A 15,290-nucleotide genomic window follows, 5' to 3' on the forward strand; every position below is an offset into this window, starting at 1 on the left:
TTGTATCCTAAACGCGCGCCTTAGTGGCCCGCCTCGCTGTCAAGGTCACGACGGCCGGGCTCATCCCTGGCGTCTGCTACGCCTTCCAATAAATAGCTGGCGAACTGAATCATCATGGTCACAGCAAAAATCGCCAGGAACCCCGCCATTAGGTACTTGCTGTACATACCGAAGCCAGACTGTGTGACCTCATAACTCAGCAGCGGGCTATTGATAATGAACGATTTTTCCCACATGCCGCGGATCAGGATGACCCAACAAAGAGGAATCCCGAGCAACAAGGCCCCCAACGCATTCACCAAGCCTTTGCGTTGCGGCGTGAAGCGCGTATAGAGCACGTCGACCCTGACGTGCCCACCTTCGATCAAAGTGTAAGCGCTGGCGAACAGGAATAGCGCCGCGTACCAAAATCGCACGAGGTCACCCATAAATGCCTGCTCATAGGAAAAAATGAACCTCGCCACCACGATCTGCAGTTCAGCAAAGACGACCAGCGTCGCAAGCCAGATAAAGCTGATACCCCGGGTTAAGGCCGCAATTACCAGCGAGGCCCCAATCAGTGGGTAATGCACATAATCTCCGCGAAACTGAGGGCGGCCCAAGCTGTCAGAGAGGCCTTTCCCGACAACGCTCTCAAGAAAGCCTTCAACCCGGAGGAATGATATGGCGGCGTCCGCCAATCCGATCAGTAGAACGGACCAGAAGGCGGCACGCGCGATAAAGGCGGCAACGCCGGAAAGGCGCTCCACATCAGTGCGCAACCGCGTCTTGCTCGACCGAAAGGCATAAAAGCTACAACCCAACACTGCGAGAACATAACCGAGCGTCTGCGCGCTTGCTTGAAACAAGGGCGCACCGGTCAGATCGCTCCCCTTCGAATCCGCGCCGAGCCACCCCAGGTCTCCCATAAGCCCGGTGACCCCCGGCCAGCCACGCCAGAAAATAAGGTAGTTGTTGATCAGAAACAAAAGCACGACAGCCGTCAGCGACCACGTCAGGGCGCGCAACAGCAAAACCCATGACGGATAGCTTTCATCCGCATAAGCGGCAGGCCGCGTAGCGTCGAGATCTACAGACATGATTTCAGAATTCTCATACCATGAGCGGGACGGAGCCGTTCACGGCTCCATCCCTACTTCATGAAATAGCCTTAAGCTCAGACGCCCAGGACGCGGTTACGTTGAGTGATATAGGCGACCTCGGCGAGGTTACCCCATCCACCAACGTCGGCACGAGCCGCTACAAAGCTATCATGGACGGTGCTCGCCAAGTCACTATGTGCGCGGACCTCGTCAAACACTTCATCAGATGCCTCGCCGAAGCTATCGTAAATCTCATCACTGAACTTACGAAGCTGGACACCCTGCTCCTTGATGAGCTGTGTCAGAGATGTACCGTTCTTGGCGTTGAACTCCGACATCATGACATCGTTTTCCATCGAGGAAGCCGCCTCAATGGCAAGCTGATCCGACTTGGAAAGCGTGCCCCACCAAGATGCATTCATACCCAGCGACAACATCGCGCCCGGCTCATGCATACCCGGATAGTAGTAGTACTTGGCAGCCTCGTAGAACTTCATGACCTGGTCATTCCAGGGGCCAACCCACTCGGTTGCGTCGATGGCGCCGGAAATCAGGTTCTCATAAATCTGGCCACCGGGGAGTGAAACCGGAGACGCGCCCAACTTGGCCAGGACGTCACCGCCCAACCCAGGAATACGCATCTTCAGACCTTTGAGGTCATCGGCCGTGTTGATTTCCTTGTTGAACCAACCGCCCATCTGCACGCCCGTATTGCCGCACATCAGGCACTTGAGGCCGAAGTCTCCAGCCAATTGGTCCCAAAGTTGCTGGCCGCCCATGAAGCGAATCCAGGCATTAATTTCGGTATAGGTGAGCCCGAAAGGAACGGCTGTGAAGTAGGCCCAAGCCGGGTGTTTGCCCTTCCAGTAATAGTCGGCAGCGTGATAGGCCTGCGCGTTGCCGGAAGCAACTTCGTCAAAAGAGTCGAACGCGCCGACGCGCTCGCCTGCCGCAAAGTACTGGACGTTGATGCGCCCCTCGGTCAGGTCCGAAACACGCTGCGCAAAACGCTGCGCGCCGGTTCCCAAACCCGGGAAATCGCGTGGCCAGGTGCTCACAATCGCCATATCGATGCGCTGCTGCGCAATTGCCGGAGCGGGAAAAGCGGTGGAAGCCGCCGCTGCCGCACCAACACTCGCAACACTTGCATTTTTAAGAAAATCGCGCCGTTTCATTCGTTAAACCTCCCGTGGTTTTTTTTATTACGTGCCTTTTAGACTACGCCTAAGTCCGCTCTATCAGCCTCGGAGCGATTTTGTTGTTGTGCTCCGACCCCTGCCAATCACCGAACTTGCGATCGGGTGTGATGCTATAAGACCGTCTTGGAAAAGCAAAGCTGTTTCATGGCAATTTGAGCATAAAAATGCCGCATTGCAGCAAAAATGCGGGAACAAGTACGGAACCTGACATAAATGCAAGGAAAAAAGGGCGGGTATAAGCCCGCCCTTTCTAACAGAATCCGGTGAAAATTACCGTAAAATCGAATCTACAATGCTGCAACGCGGATAGAAAATTCCTATTCGACGAACCCACTTTTCCGATCAGCGCAACGCCATGAGTTTCCATGCCAACGGCATCAGCACTGCTGCCAAAGCGATCTTCAAAGCTTCACTATACAAGAAGGGCATCAACCCGAAGGTGATGGCCTTGTCGAAGCCGATGAGGCTGGCAAGCCAAGCTAGGCCCAAGGCGAAGATCACAAACGTGCCGATCATCATTGCAACCAAAGTGGAGCCGACGTTGCGGTCAAACCCGCGTTCGGCAAGCCACCCCACGATACCGGCCGCAACCAGCATTCCGACAAGGTACCCGCCTGTCGTACCCAGCATGTAGGCAAGGCCCAGACCGCGCTCCGGCGTTCCGGTGAATACCGGCAACCCCATCAATCCTTCGGCCAGGTAGAGCGCGACCGTCGCCATCCCCAACCGCCAGCCATAGGCCATAGCCAGGACCATCACGACAAAGGTCTGCATGGTCATGTCTACAGGATAGAATGGCACCTTTACTTTGGCCGAAACGGCCAGTGCCAGGCTGCCGACAACGACCAGGAGAAGCGCACGCGCTGCCTTTGAAGCTCCGTCGGAAGCGGGCCAAATCACAGCAGAAAGTGCTGGCTGTCCGGCTGCATATGTTGTCATTGAATACCTCCTCTATTGGCAGGAAAGAGCGTCGTGTACGCTCGTTCCACGGTCTTTATTCATGCCTTATAGCATGGCCCAGGCATCTGCATAGCCCCAGTATACATCCTCTGCAAATGAGGACGATCAGTCGAACCGGTTGCTGCGCGGAAAGCCACGCGGCGGCAATCGACCCGCAGAAGCGCGTTTACCCAACCACGGCGTTAGGTCGGTTTCGGTACGTGTCCGCTCGCCGCTTCCACCCATCGTCCAGCTCAAGCCTTCCGATCGCTGAAACACCTGTGCATCGGCAAGCCCACCATCGCGGTATCGCTGCAACATAACGCCGCGCCCGCGTGACATTTCCGGCAGTTCATCAAGCCCGAACACCAGGAGTTTATGATTGTCACCGACCACCGCGACGCTATCAGCCGTTTCCGGAATCCGGCGGCAAACCTGCGTCTCAACCTCACCGCTGACATTGAGGGCCTGCTTGCCATTCTTGGTCTGGGCGATCAGATCATCTTCCTTTGCGATAAATCCACGTCCGTCCGACGAAGCCAACAGCAACCGTCCCCCCGGTTTGTGAACCAGCAACGATACGACATCATGGTCATTAGGTAGATCGATCATCAAACGGACCGGCTCTCCGAAACCGCGACCGCCCGGCAACTTGTCGACCCCGAGGGTATAAATTCGTCCGTTCGTGGCGACGACCAACAATCTATCCGTCGTATGGGCGCGAAGCGCGAAACGCTCGCGATCACCGTCCTTGTACTTGGCGCTCGACAGGTCATCCATGTGCCCCTTCATGGCACGTATCCAACCACGGTCGGAACACAGGATAGTCACCGGCTCGCGTTCAATGACCGCTTCCAAGGGAACGACGATGTCGGCCGGTGCTTCAGCAAGCTGAGTGCGCCTGCGCCCGAGATCGGTTTTTTTGCTGAAGGTTTTGCGAATATCGGCAATCTGTTCCGAGATTACACGCCACCGCCTCGGTTCGTCCTCCAGTAGCGCCGCCAGATCGGCACGCTCCTCGGACAAAGCAGAGTGCTCCTTGCGGATTTCCATCTCCTCCAGCTTACGCAAATTGCGCAGGCGCATGTTGAGGATTGCGTCAGCCTGCCCTTCAGTCAGATCAAATGCGGCGATCAATGAGGCCTTGGCATCGTCCTCTTCGCGAATGATCCGGATAACTTCGTCAAGGTTCAGGTAGGCAATCAGATACCCATCAAGCATTTCCAAACGCTTGATGATCTGCCCCAGGCGGTGTCGGGTCCGGCGCTCAAGCACCTCATGCCGATGGTCGAGGAAAGCCTGCAGAACCTGACGCAAATCCATGACACTGGGTGTGTGGCTTGCGTCCAGAACGTTCATGTTCAAGCCGAACCGTGATTCCAAATCTGTCTGCTTGAACAGGTGCTCCATCAGCATCTCTGGTTCGACGTTGCGACTACGCGGCTCCAAGACGATACGAACATCGGCGGCCGATTCATCCATGACGTCGGCCAGCAACGGAAGTTTCTTCTGATGCAGAAGGTCGGCAATGCGCTCAATCAGCTTCGATTTTTGCACCTGGAAAGGAATTTCTGTGATGATGATCCGATAACCGCCACCACGGATATTCTCCTGCTCCCAGCGCGCCCGGACGCGGAATGAACCTCGGCCCGTGCGGTATGCTTCAACCAATGCGGAGCGGTCTTCAACCAACAGGCCACCGGTTGGAAAATCGGGACCTGGCATCAGATCTACGAGTTTCTCGATCGTTGCGTTTGGGCTCTTGATCAGATGCAGAAGTGCATCGCAAATTTCCTCGACATTGTGCGGCGGAATCGATGTTGCCATCCCCACCGCGATACCTTGAGAGCCGTTCGCCAACAGGTTCGGAAAGGCCGCCGGAAGAACGACCGGTTCCAGGCCCTCGCCGTCGTATGTCGCCCTAAAGTCGACGGTGTCCTCATCGATACCCGCAAGCAACGCCTCGGCGACAGCTGTCAGCCGCGCTTCCGTATAGCGCATGGCTGCCGCGTTATCCCCATCGATGTTGCCGAAGTTCCCCTGCCCATCGATCAACGGGAACCTCAAGGCAAAATCTTGCGCTAAGCGCACAAGGGCGTCGTAGATGGATTGATCCCCGTGCGGGTGAAACTTACCGATGACGTCACCGACCACGCGGGCCGACTTCTTATACGGTGAATCCGGATTCAGGCGTAGTTGCCGCATAGCGTATAGCAAGCGGCGATGGACCGGCTTCAATCCGTCGCGCACGTCTGGCAGGGAACGCGCCATGATGGTCGAGAGCGCATAGTTGAGATACCGCTCGGACAGCGCATCCGCCAAGCGCACAGGCTGTATCTTTCCGCCGTTCTCGATCTTAGCTGCGGACATGGAGTCTCCTTGATTTAAACGCGATATATGGTAGTCGCCACGAGATAGAGCTACAAGATCAAGATGACATCAGACCTTAAAGCGTGGCTATTTGAGCAAAATCGTCCGGGATATCCCCTGCCCACACTTGACAGTCAACCGCAACAACCTTCGCCAACGGCGGCCCCTCCTTCAGCAACACAAGCATGCGATCAACCGACGCGGTATCACCGCACAACAGCGCTTCCACGGTACCATCGCGGCGGTTTCTCACCCAACCGCTAAGCCCCAACTCGCCTGCCTGTTCTTTCGTCCACGCGCGGAACCAGACTCCCTGAACGCGCCCGGAAACAATTGCGGTGACGGCTTTCATTTCCTCCGCCCTCCCTGGTTCAGCGCATAAAGCACATCGAATGCCATCCGCACGGCACGCCGGGCATGGCGCCCCCACTCTTCACGTCGTGTCCAATGATCCTCGATCGTGAAGGCTGGCTGACTGCGATTCTCATGTAGAAGGCTGTTGCGCAGTCCCCGCAGCCAGGAGCGATCCTCCGACGATCGACTCTCCGGATACCCGCGATGAAATTCCTGCGCGTCCACCACAGCGGCGGCGAGTAAAACAGTTGCGGCCCAGGCACCGGCGCAGAACGTCGTCTGCATCTCGATTACCAGTGCCTCAGCTTGCTCGGAAAGTCGACCGACTCCCTGGCTTGCTGCTGCTTGTCGGTGTTCCTCGAACCAGAGGCGCCGTTCGTCCCAGGTTTCCTCGCTCGGATGTTCGAGCTGCTGCATGGAGTCTCACTCGGATATCGGCTACTCAAACTCCAGGATGGCCTGATCCACAGCCAAGCTGTCACCCGGCTTTGCGCAAACCCTGGAAACCACACCATCATTTACCGAACGAAGGATATTTTCCATCTTCATTGCCTCGACCACCGCAAGTTCCTCTCCCGCCTTGACCTCCTGACCCTCGGTAACCGCGACGGAAACCAGAAGCCCAGGCATCGGTGACAGGAGGAACCGGGAGAGATCGGGCGGCGCTTTGACCGGCATCAGTCGTGCCAACTCTGCGATACGAGGACGCAGCACCTGTATTTCCAGGGCCTCACCTTCCAGCGATAGACGGTCTGCAGGGCCTCTGCGATCCAATTGAACCGCTACCGGCTGCCCCTCGATCCGGCCTTTGAACAGCAGATCTCCAGGGCGCCACGACGTGCTGACGGTCAAGCTATGCCCCTCCAACTCGACCCAAAAGTCCTCGCTTTTCCGCATCACGGAGATCGGCCTTTCCGTCAAGCCGTAACGCGCCACCCAATCGTTGGGCACCGCCTGACCGGAGATCACGGAATCCCTTTCTTCGCGAATTAAGCGCAACACTGCCGCGGCGGCCACCAGCAGATTCTCTGTTTCCGCTGTTGGGGAGATACCTTCAAAACCGTCCGGGAACTCTTCAGCTATGTAATTCGTGGTCAGACGCCCCTCACGAAACCGCTCTTGGCCCAGAACCACGGACAGGAAGTCCATATTATGGTTGATGCCGCGGATGTAATACGAACCAAGTGCGGCCCGCTGACGGTCTATCGCTTTGTTTCTGGTTTCACCCCAAGTGACCAGCTTGGCGATCATGGGATCGTAGAACATGGAAATCTCGGAGCCTTCCACAACGCCGCTATCGACGCGCACGCCATCTCCCTCCGGCTCGCGGTAGCGTGACAAACGACCGATGGACGGAAGGAAATTGCGTCTCGGGTCCTCGGCATAGACCCGGGTCTCGATGGCCCATCCCTTCCAGCCGATGTCCTCCTGCTCCAAAGCCAGCGGCTCGCCCGCAGCCACGCGGATCATCCACTCCACCAAGTCGATCCCGGTCACCATTTCAGTAACCGGATGTTCGACCTGCAATCGCGTGTTCATCTCCAGAAAATAAAAGTTGCGGTCCTTATCGACGATAAATTCAACGGTACCCGCAGAGCTATAATCCACAGCTTTGGCCAGCGCTATCGCCTGTGCGCCCATTGCCGATCGCGTTTTCTTGTCAAGAAACGGCGACGGCGCTTCCTCGATAACCTTTTGGTGGCGGCGCTGAATGGAGCATTCGCGCTCGCCGAGATGCAAAACCTTCCCATGGTTGTCGGCCAACACCTGAATTTCGATATGACGCGGTTCTTCGATGAACTTTTCGATAAAAATTCGGTCATCACCAAAGGAGGATCGCGCCTCGTTCTGGGCCGAGCGAAATCCTTCCTTTGCCTGCGCATCATCATAGGCGACACGCATGCCTTTGCCGCCGCCGCCGGCCGATGCCTTGATCATCACCGGATAACCGATTTCACCTGAGATCTTTACGGCCTCATCAGCATCCGCAATAAGCCCCATCGTACCGGGCACCGTGCTGACCCCCGCCTTTGCCGCGAGCTTTTTTGATTCGATCTTATCGCCCATCGCGGCAACGGCAGGCGCCGGCGGGCCGATGAAGACGATACCAGCTTTAGCCAAGGCCTCGGCAAAGGCCGTGTTCTCGGATAGGAAGCCATATCCCGGGTGAACGGCCTGGGCTTGGGTTTTCTTGCAGGCTTCAATTATCCGCTCGATAACCAGATATGATTCCGCCGCCGCTGCCGGTCCGATGAGAACAGCTTCATCAGCCATTTCCACGTGCAGGGCTCCGGCGTCCGCTTCGGAATATACGGCAACCGTCTTGATACCCAGGCGCTGCGCCGACCGTATGACCCGGCAGGCAATCTCACCACGGTTGGCAACCAGTATTTTGTCGAAGGGTTTCTTCTGGCTCATCGGTTGGATGCTTCCTTGCAAGCTGACAGCGGACTACAACGGGAGATTGTCGTGCTTCTTCGGTGGGTTCTCGAGTTGCTTGTCCCGCAACATCGAAAGCGCCCTGCAGATGCGCCGCCGCGTATTGCGCGGCATGATCACATCGTCAATGAAGCCTCGCGATGCAGCGACGAAAGGATTGGCAAACTTCTTGCGGTACTCTTCCGTCCGGGCCTCGATCTTTTCGGGATCTCCCGCATCCTGCCGGAAAATTATCTCCACGGCGCCCTTCGGACCCATGACAGCGATTTCGGCGGTGGGCCAGGCATAATTGACGTCGCCACGCAAATGCTTCGACGCCATAACATCGTAAGCGCCGCCATAGGCTTTACGCGTAATAACCGTGACCTTCGGAACCGTTGCTTCCGCATAGGCAAAAAGCAACTTGGCGCCGTGCTTGATGATGCCTCCATACTCTTGCGCCGTGCCCGGCAAGAACCCGGGAACATCGACAAAAGTCACGATCGGAATGTTGAAACAATCGCAAAACCTGACGAAGCGAGCCGCCTTGATCGAGGAGGAGATATCCAGACAACCCGCCAGCACCATCGGCTGGTTCGCGACAATGCCCACGGATTGACCGTTGAAACGTGCGAACCCGATGACGATGTTGCCGGCATAACTTGGCTGAAGTTCAAAGAACTCGCCCTCGTCCACGACCTTCTCGATTAGTTCCTTGATATCATAAGGTTTGTTCGGATTGGTTGGCACAAGGCTATCCAACGAATGTTCGGCGCGATCCACCGGATCCTCGGTCGGCCGCAGCGGCGCTTCTTCCCGGTTAGAACCCGGCAAAAACCCCATGAAACGGCGCAGTTCCATCAGCGCCTCGACGTCGTTCTCGAAAGCCAGGTCCGCCACACCAGACTTCGTGGTATGCGTGATTGCCCCACCCAACTCTTCGTGCGTTACGGTCTCGTGAGTCACGGTTTTCACCACGTCCGGACCGGTGACGAACATGTAGGAGCTATCTTTGACCATGAAGATAAAATCGGTCATGGAAGGTGAGTAAACCGCACCACCGGCACAAGGCCCCATGATCATCGAGACCTGCGGCACGACACCCGACGCCAACACATTTCGCTGGAACACTTCGGCATAGCCTGCAAGTGAATCGACGCCTTCTTGAATGCGCGCACCGCCGGAATCGTTCAAACCTATTACTGGCACGCCAACCCGCATTGCCTGGTCCATAACCTTGCAGATCTTTTCTGCGTGAGCGCCCGAAAGAGAGCCGCCGAAAACAGTGAAATCCTGGCTGAATACAAAAACGGGCCGGCCATTGATCGTACCAAAGCCCGTCACCACGCCGTCACCCGGCACACGCTGCGTCTCCATCCCGAAGTCATGACTGCGGTGTTCGACGAACATATCCCACTCTTCGAAGGACCCGTGGTCCATCAGAACTTCAATCCGCTCGCGGGCTGTCAATTTCCCCTTGGAATGCTGCGCCTCGACACGACGCTCACCCCCACCGCTACGGGCTGCGGCACGCTTTTCCTCAAGCTGACGGATTATGTCCTGCATGCATGCGGTCCCCCATGAAGGAATTGTGTCATCAAGGTCGTGCTTGCTGATAGCACGGTCCCGCCGTCACGCCAAGCATCAGCGCTGCGCCGCAAAATGAACGGAAGGGGAAGAAAAAACGACCGATAGCGCCACTTACTTGCGCTATCGGTCGGATATTAGAGAACACCCTCTCAATGGGTTCTCGAAGGACGGACCCAGCTACCGAAGGGGACGACCAGTCGGGTCCGAATGGAATTCCTGTTCATCTCCTCTCCCAAAGCGACAAACAGGAAATCCCGGCCAGGCGTGAAACCACGACCTCGCTACGGTCAAAAGTTTACGCATCACATACGAATCCTTGCAAGCTTTTCGTTCACGTTTTCGTGAAGTCCGACAATTTTAATTTAATTTTTAATTAATCAAATACATTCAATAAAATTCTTAATATCTTGTAATTCCTTTAATAATGCCTTTCTGTTCCTCTCCGCCTCAGCATCAATACCCCAAAACTCTTGTTGATACAAACTGTCAAGTTCCGCCGTGGAGAATGCCTCGTCCGGCCCCAGACGCCCTTTGAGCATAGCCAATCCAACAAGCAGCGAATTTGTCGCAGCGGCGATGCTGGACAAGGCCGCCAACCGAAAATCATCCAAAGCCGAAAGTATTTCCGAAATCTTTTGCAGGGCTTCTTCTGGTTGTGGTTGATGGATGACGCCGACAGAGACCGTCAGTTCAACACCCAGTTCGCCGGCTGCCCAATCAAGAATGGGCTGCCATTCCTTTCGTTGCCGCTCAAGAAGAGATGCCGGCCCTTCCGCCCAGTAACACAGAAGGTCATTCCCTCCGTACGACAGCAGCGTTGCCTCCATCTCCTCGCGATTTGGTGCTATTCGGTCCAGTGCCGTGCAAGCCAATGCCATCGATGGCATGTCCGAGACATTGATCTTGTCGGTCTGCCTGTTCCACTCCTCCGCAATAGCCTGCGCCATGGCGAAAGTCGGCAGTCGCAGTTCCGCACGCAATGGCGTCTTCAAAGGTCGGCCATCGAGCAGAACGCGGCTGCCATCCGGCGACGGCTCGGCTATCGCGCTCTCATAGAAACGGTCGGCAGACTTGTAACCAGGCAGCATGCATCAATTCCCAAAGAGCTTTTTCAGCCCCTCTGTTGCACCCTGAACCGGATTACTGCCACCGCTACTCCCGTCAGTCGTGCCGCCCGACGCGCCGCCCGTTAGCGTATCTTGCAGCAACTTAGGCGCATTGGTGATGGTTTCCTGTATACCGCCCGTTGGCGATGGTTGGACGGTACCGGCTTCTTCGACCGCCACTTTGCAAACATCGGCGCCGGTCGCACCACCACTGGTGCTGGTTTGCTGGCCGACGATAGCCCCGATACCGGCAACCGGATTGATGGCTACACCCGCGGCTTTGGCGAGCGCCGCCGCTGCTCCGGCTACGTCCGGCGACGCTTTGGGATTCTTTAGCGTGCCGCCGACCCGGAAAGGTATCGCAAGGCTGGCAAGGCTGGCCTGACTGGTCTGGGTATCGAAAAGCAGGTCGAGCTTCTCGGTTCTGAGATCAATGGTCCCCGCCCCTGAAACCGTCAGCACCTCACTGGCAATGACAATGGCATTGCTGGTGGCCAGACCATTTTCAACGTCGAAGTCGACCAGAATGCAATAGAGCTTGTTGCTTTCGTCTTTGTTGAAGAGGTTCTGGAGATCACCCAAACCGGCAGTCAGGACCTTGAGCAGCTTGTCGTCAAGGACACCTTCACCACCCTCAATCAGGATTTTGCCATTCAAGGAAGATGCAATCGCTCGAGGAGAGGTTCCCGCACCTGTCAGATCCAGATTGGAACTAATGGTACCCTGCATCTTTTTATAGACACCCTGCTCGCGCAGAATTCGACCGTAGTCGATGTTGGCCGCACCGAAGCCTAGATTGAAGCTTGGGTTTTTCTGAGCTGCATTCAGGAGGGTCTCAACAGTGATTTGCCCCCCACCAAATAGGGTTTTGAGCGGTGTCACGGTCAGTTTGCCGTCTTGCAAACCGAGAGCGAGTTGCGTTTGCTCCAGCGCCACCTTCTCATCCAGAACAAAAGAGCCGACAGCTAACTTTACATCCATAGTCGCCGTGCGAAGTGCTTGCAGGTCAAACGGCTCTTCCTTGAAAACATAGGGGGAGTTATCCACGGCCTCAGCGGCACCTTCACTCTTGCTCGCAGGCCCTGTGAAGTCTCGCAAATCTATGCTTTCGGATTGGAGAACCCCCGTGATCTTGGGCGTCTTTCCACTTGTAAGAGCCAGATTCCCGGTCAAGTCGCTGTTGCCAATCTTCGCCTGCAAATCATTCAGACGCAGGCTCTGTCCTTCGGCCACGACCTTGGAGGAAATATTGATATCGAGGATCGGCGGCAGTTCGGCGCCGGACAACTTCGCGAAATCATCCAATGAATTGGCTACGAAGGTCATCGAGATGTCCGCCTGAGGTCCCGACGCGGACTGTCCGACCTTGCCCTCGACCGAGTACTCTGCGCTCCCGACACTCCCCTTCAACGCCAAGCTCTTAAGAGCATCCGGGTTGGTGAGTTGCGCCAAGGAACCCAAGGTGCCGTTAACGGCAAAGGGCACTTCTTGATAACTGCCCGCCGCCTCTATTCCAACCGGCGTATCAACGCCCGCCGCCGTCGCGCGCACTAGGTCGAGCGTCAAGGAGAGCGTTTCACCGCTCTGGCCATCCTTGAAAATGAGCCGACCCTGCTCGATCAGGAGTTCATCAACACTGGCTTGAATATCACCGTCACCGCCGGAACCGCTATCAGAACCAACACTCTTCTCTTCGCCCAGATCAAAAGCCCAGTTCCCGTCCCCTTGTTCGTTTGTCTGAAGCAGAATGGTCGGCTCGACGATAACCAGACGCTTGACTTGTATCTGGCTGGAAAGCAGCGGCAGCAACGCGACCTCAAGCTCGAACCTGCGAACTGACATCATTTCCTGCGCGTCGCCCCAGGCCGCATTGGCAAGTCCGACGTCATTCAAAACAATTGCCGGCGTCAAGGAAACCTTGAGGTCCATTTGGCCGTCGATCCGCACCTTGCGACCCGTGGCCTTTTCCGCTTGCGCGATTATCTCGTCGCGATACTGATTGATATCGAGGCTGCTGATCACGGCGTACCCGGCAACCAGCACAGCAACAATCAGTACCAGAAACCCAATCAAAAAATGCTTCAAGCGCATGAACCAATCCTCCTAAACCCAGCAAGTATCGCCGGCAAAGCCGCCATTTCCCGTGCCAACACTTGTGCGCCGGCCGAAAGCAATGCTTCCTCGGCGTGGTAGCCCCAGGTGACGCCAATTGCGGCCGCACCGGCCGCTCTTGCCATCATCATATCGTATGAGGTATCGCCGATCACAACCGTTTCCTCGGGATCTGCTCCGGTTTCGGCCATGGCCTGCTGAACCATACCGGGATGCGGCTTTCCCGGATTGCTGTCCACCGTCTGGATCGTTACGAAGCGGTTTTCAAGTTTATGGAGCGCCAGGCTGAAGTCGACACCACGACGCGGTCGGCCGGTGGCGATCCCCAGACAAACATCCGGTAGGTCCAACTGATGAATGATCTCCCGAGCGCCCTCGTAAAGCGGTTCTTGATATCCAGGCACGTCACGCTGCGCGATGGCGGCCCGCTTAAAGAGAACCTGCAGTTCCTGGTGAACCGACAAGGGCGTATCCGCGGGGGCCAGACGCAAGAATGCGTCTTCGAGCGTCAATCCGACGATCTGACGAACAGCCTCGCCATCCGGCGGCGGCAAGCCGACACCGCCAAAGGCTTCACCCATGGCGGACACGATGTGATGCTGGCTATCGACCAGCGTACCGTCCATGTCAAAAATAATCAGGCGGAAGCCATGTAACCGTTCAACCAGTTTCAATTTCACACATTCCGTCTTCTATGAAGTTCCATCAAGCCCAAGTAGCCCCAAACTTTCAACCATATGAGCGGATAGCGGAGCGTGTATCCGCAACAGAGAACCGTTACCAGAAGGATGTGGCAAACTGATGTCGCGCGCGTGAAGATGCATGCGACGCGGCAACATCATCCCCTCGATATAGGCATCCGCACCGCCATACTTGCCATCGCCCAGAATAGGCGTCCCAAGCCCGGCACAATGGGCCCTGAGTTGGTGGGTACGCCCAGTAATAGGCTGCAGTTCCAACAAAGCCGCTTTCTTCCCCGCATGATCGAGAGTTCGATAGAGCGTCACCGCGCGCTGTCCCTCTTCGGGATCAATCCACACCCTTTCATTACCTTGTCCGGCAGCGTTTGGCCCCGCCCCTTTCGTAAGTGCCGCCTCGATGCGCCCTTCATTGGGGCGCGGCAAACCAACCACGATCGCCCAGTAGGTTTTCTCCGCATCCTTGCCCCGGAAAACCGCTGCTAGGCTACGCGCCGCCGCTGCACTACGCGCCAGCAGTAGAACACCGCTGGTATCCTTATCCAGTCGATGAACGAGACGCGGCCGTTCGCTCGCATCAAAACGCAAATGATCCAGCAAAGCATCCACGTGCCGGTCTTGCTTGGTGCCTCCTTGAACGGCCAGCCCGGCAGGTTTGTTGATGGCGAGGACCCAATCGTCCTTGAACAGCACCGCAGCTTGCAGGTCCGATATGACACGTTGATCGGCCTTGCTGATGACACGCGGCGTATCGCGGACCGTCGGTGCGTCTCCCCTGCCGAGATCACCTGCTTCGAGTGGCGGTACACGGACGATCTGACCGACTTCCAGGCGCGTTGAGTTTTTCGCGCGTTTTCCATCGACGCGAATCTGCCCGGTACGCAGCAACTTAGCCAGTTTCCCAAAAGGAAGGTTCGGATAGTGTTGCTTGAACCAGCGATCGAGACGCTGATCACCTTCTCCGTCTGCGATTTTTCTGTTCTCGACGCCTGTCATGCGAGGAGGCTCCGAACCAGATAGAGGCCCAGCACAAACCCGCCTATGGACAAGAAGACCGATAACAGCACGTAAGCACCGGCAGACAGAACTTGGCCTCGCTGCAACAGCAATACGGCGTCGAGGGAGAAGGTCGAAAAAGTTGTGAAGGCGCCGAGGAAGCCCACGGCGATCATGGCCCGAAGCTCTGGCGACGGAGACCAGGCAAGCGCTGACAACTCAACAAGGAGTCCCATGAGGAAGGAACCCAGGATATTGACCACCAGGGTTCCGGACGGGAAGTCCAGGCCGATCAATCGGCCTACGAAACCAGCGGAGTAATAACGGGCCACCGCCCCCAGGGCCCCGCCTGCGGCCACAGCCAGCACAATTTTCATGAGTTCACTCCAAGAGTGCCGAGAATCCAGGTCGTCAGGGTGGCTTGCT

At 56.5% G+C, this 15,290-nt stretch carries 13 protein-coding genes; all 13 read right to left on the minus strand.

Annotated elements, in window-relative coordinates; all coding sequences use genetic code 11:
* Positions 1–20: 20 nt before the first annotated feature.
* Complete coding sequence (locus ABIE63_RS07075; RefSeq protein ID WP_354503761.1) at positions 21–1,079, minus strand: TRAP transporter small permease subunit; 1,059 nt, start codon at positions 1,077–1,079, stop codon at positions 21–23.
* A gap of 77 nt (positions 1,080–1,156) precedes the next feature.
* The gene (locus tag ABIE63_RS07080) at positions 1,157–2,257 is read right to left on the minus strand and encodes a TRAP transporter substrate-binding protein (protein ID WP_354503762.1); all 1,101 of its coding nucleotides are present in this window, start codon (positions 2,255–2,257) and stop codon (positions 1,157–1,159) included.
* A 366-nt stretch (positions 2,258–2,623) separates the two neighbouring features.
* Positions 2,624–3,220, minus strand: a complete 597-nt coding sequence (locus ABIE63_RS07085) for a biotin transporter BioY (protein ID WP_183416529.1) — start codon at positions 3,218–3,220, stop codon at positions 2,624–2,626.
* A gap of 126 nt (positions 3,221–3,346) precedes the next feature.
* Positions 3,347–5,590, minus strand: coding sequence for a DNA topoisomerase IV subunit A (parC, locus tag ABIE63_RS07090; protein ID WP_354503763.1), 2,244 nt, complete (start codon positions 5,588–5,590; stop codon positions 3,347–3,349).
* 76 nt (positions 5,591–5,666) lie between these two features.
* Complete coding sequence (locus tag ABIE63_RS07095) at positions 5,667–5,942, minus strand: acylphosphatase (protein WP_354503764.1); 276 nt, start codon at positions 5,940–5,942, stop codon at positions 5,667–5,669.
* The gene (locus ABIE63_RS07100) at positions 5,939–6,361 is read right to left on the minus strand and encodes a hypothetical protein (RefSeq protein WP_354503765.1); all 423 of its coding nucleotides are present in this window, start codon (positions 6,359–6,361) and stop codon (positions 5,939–5,941) included. Before ABIE63_RS07100 ends, ABIE63_RS07095 begins: the two co-directional genes overlap by 4 nt.
* A 21-nt stretch (positions 6,362–6,382) precedes the next feature.
* A complete protein-coding gene (locus ABIE63_RS07105) occupies positions 6,383–8,362 on the minus strand; it encodes an acetyl/propionyl/methylcrotonyl-CoA carboxylase subunit alpha (RefSeq protein WP_354503766.1) in 1,980 nt (659 codons plus the stop codon).
* Between the two features lie 33 nt (positions 8,363–8,395).
* Positions 8,396–9,928: an acyl-CoA carboxylase subunit beta gene (locus ABIE63_RS07110; RefSeq protein ID WP_183416524.1), complete on the minus strand. Its 1,533-nt coding sequence runs from the start codon at positions 9,926–9,928 to the stop codon at positions 8,396–8,398.
* 401 nt (positions 9,929–10,329) lie between these two features.
* On the minus strand, positions 10,330–11,040 hold the full coding sequence (locus tag ABIE63_RS07115; protein ID WP_354503768.1) for an ATP12 family protein: 711 nt from the start codon (positions 11,038–11,040) through the stop codon (positions 10,330–10,332).
* A gap of 3 nt (positions 11,041–11,043) precedes the next feature.
* The gene (locus ABIE63_RS07120; protein ID WP_354503769.1) at positions 11,044–13,149 is read right to left on the minus strand and encodes an AsmA family protein; all 2,106 of its coding nucleotides are present in this window, start codon (positions 13,147–13,149) and stop codon (positions 11,044–11,046) included.
* On the minus strand, positions 13,140–13,850 hold the full coding sequence (locus tag ABIE63_RS07125; protein WP_354503770.1) for an HAD-IA family hydrolase: 711 nt from the start codon (positions 13,848–13,850) through the stop codon (positions 13,140–13,142). Before ABIE63_RS07125 ends, ABIE63_RS07120 begins: the two co-directional genes overlap by 10 nt.
* 12 nt (positions 13,851–13,862) lie before the next feature.
* Positions 13,863–14,864, minus strand: a complete 1,002-nt coding sequence (locus ABIE63_RS07130) for an RluA family pseudouridine synthase (RefSeq protein WP_354503771.1) — start codon at positions 14,862–14,864, stop codon at positions 13,863–13,865.
* On the minus strand, positions 14,861–15,241 hold the full coding sequence (crcB, locus tag ABIE63_RS07135) for a fluoride efflux transporter CrcB (RefSeq protein ID WP_183416520.1): 381 nt from the start codon (positions 15,239–15,241) through the stop codon (positions 14,861–14,863). The genes ABIE63_RS07130 and crcB overlap by 4 nt, the downstream gene beginning before the upstream one ends.
* Positions 15,242–15,290 lie beyond the last annotated feature (49 nt).

Origin of the sequence: Limibacillus sp. MBR-115 (assembly GCF_040549425.1) — a bacterium.
Classification (GTDB): domain Bacteria; phylum Pseudomonadota; class Alphaproteobacteria; order Kiloniellales; family CECT-8803; genus Limibacillus; species Limibacillus halophilus.

What these genes read in the sequence shown, in the direction of transcription:
- ABIE63_RS07105 (WP_354503766.1), bottom strand. Translation starts at nt 8,362, where the DNA reads ATGAGCCAGAAGAAACCCTTCGACAAAATACTGGTTGCCAACCGTGGT.
- ABIE63_RS07115 (WP_354503768.1), bottom strand. Translation starts at nt 11,040, where the DNA reads ATGCTGCCTGGTTACAAGTCTGCCGACCGTTTCTATGAGAGCGCGATA.
- ABIE63_RS07095 (WP_354503764.1), bottom strand. Translation starts at nt 5,942, where the DNA reads ATGAAAGCCGTCACCGCAATTGTTTCCGGGCGCGTTCAGGGAGTCTGG.
- parC (WP_354503763.1), bottom strand. Translation starts at nt 5,590, where the DNA reads ATGTCCGCAGCTAAGATCGAGAACGGCGGAAAGATACAGCCTGTGCGC.
- ABIE63_RS07110 (WP_183416524.1), bottom strand. Translation starts at nt 9,928, where the DNA reads ATGCAGGACATAATCCGTCAGCTTGAGGAAAAGCGTGCCGCAGCCCGT.
- ABIE63_RS07120 (WP_354503769.1), bottom strand. Translation starts at nt 13,149, where the DNA reads ATGCGCTTGAAGCATTTTTTGATTGGGTTTCTGGTACTGATTGTTGCT.
- ABIE63_RS07075 (WP_354503761.1), bottom strand. Translation starts at nt 1,079, where the DNA reads ATGTCTGTAGATCTCGACGCTACGCGGCCTGCCGCTTATGCGGATGAA.
- ABIE63_RS07085 (WP_183416529.1), bottom strand. Translation starts at nt 3,220, where the DNA reads ATGACAACATATGCAGCCGGACAGCCAGCACTTTCTGCTGTGATTTGG.
- ABIE63_RS07130 (WP_354503771.1), bottom strand. Translation starts at nt 14,864, where the DNA reads ATGACAGGCGTCGAGAACAGAAAAATCGCAGACGGAGAAGGTGATCAG.
- crcB (WP_183416520.1), bottom strand. Translation starts at nt 15,241, where the DNA reads ATGAAAATTGTGCTGGCTGTGGCCGCAGGCGGGGCCCTGGGGGCGGTG.
- ABIE63_RS07100 (WP_354503765.1), bottom strand. Translation starts at nt 6,361, where the DNA reads ATGCAGCAGCTCGAACATCCGAGCGAGGAAACCTGGGACGAACGGCGC.
- ABIE63_RS07080 (WP_354503762.1), bottom strand. Translation starts at nt 2,257, where the DNA reads ATGAAACGGCGCGATTTTCTTAAAAATGCAAGTGTTGCGAGTGTTGGT.